This window comes from Lawsonibacter sp. LCP25S3_E2 (assembly GCF_052117285.1).
Classification (GTDB): domain Bacteria; phylum Bacillota; class Clostridia; order Oscillospirales; family Oscillospiraceae; genus Lawsonibacter.
Genome location: NZ_JBQKJL010000069.1, coordinates 1 through 928, shown reverse-complemented (window position 1 = coordinate 928; position 928 = coordinate 1). Strand labels below are relative to the sequence as shown.

2 protein-coding genes are annotated in these 928 nt (G+C 51.7%); both read left to right on the top strand.

Annotated features, from left to right (window positions below; translation table 11 throughout):
* The first annotated feature begins 277 nt into the window (after window positions 1–277).
* Window positions 278–619: an IS66 family insertion sequence element accessory protein TnpA gene (gene tnpA, locus ACTQ3R_RS16540; RefSeq protein WP_441780235.1), complete on the top strand. Its 342-nt coding sequence runs from the start codon at window positions 278–280 to the stop codon at window positions 617–619.
* Complete coding sequence (tnpB, locus tag ACTQ3R_RS16535; protein WP_441780236.1) at window positions 613–918, top strand: IS66 family insertion sequence element accessory protein TnpB; 306 nt, start codon at window positions 613–615, stop codon at window positions 916–918. Before tnpA ends, tnpB begins: the two co-directional genes overlap by 7 nt.
* The last annotated feature ends 10 nt before the right edge of the window (window positions 919–928 follow it).

The window sequence follows — 928 nt, the reverse complement described above, 5'->3', positions numbered from 1 at the left end:
ACATGAACATGAAGCATCTGGAGGCGACCGTTGAGGATGCCTCCATTGCTGGCTGACTTCATTCATAACAGAGTCTGCGAACTAAAGTGCGAAAAATTCTTGACACGACCAGAAGAGGTCAGGTAGAATAAGTTTCGCAAAAGTAAAAAAGACATGGTTTGCTGGTAAGCGTAAAACAGTCGGCGACTTGTCAGGGGAATGTGCCTCTGCCAAACTATAAGAGTCTGAAATAGTACACGATAGTACCGGATAGTATTCAAGACTCTAAGATAGTGGGGTGCAGATCACGGAGAATTTACAGATCGCCAACCAGTGGCACCGGTTGGTGGAATGGAGCCGGCGAGTGGAGGCGTGCCGGAGCAGTGGGATGCCGGTAGGCCGATGGTGCCAGGAACATGGGATCGCAGTATCCACCTATTTTCCCTGGCAGCGGAAGGTATTTCAGGCCCTGAAAGAAGTCCAGGAGGTAACTTTTGCAGAGGTGCCGGTCATGGAGCATCCCCAGCTCTGTGAGCGTATCGCAGCAGCTATGGAGGTAAGCGATGTGCGGATCCAGGTCTATGCGGGAGCGGATGAGGCCACACTGCTAGCTATCCTCCGGGTAGCAAAGTCATGTTGAATGATTTCAACTGCAGCTGCCCGGTGTACATTGCCTGCGGATACACAGATCTGCGTCGAGGCATTGACGGACTAGCTACTGTGGTAAAGAGCCAGCTCCAGATGGGTCCCTTTCTGCGGGCGCTGTTTTTGTTCTGTGGGAGGAGGCGGGGCCGGTTCAAGGCGCTGTACTGGGAGGGAGATGGTTTTCTGCTGTTGTATTGTATTCTGTCAAGTAAAAATCCCTGGTTTTGCCAAAGCAAATTCCTTGGTATTGCCACGGGAATTCCCTGGTTTTGCCACGCTATTTTACCCGCATGAGAGCGTTGCG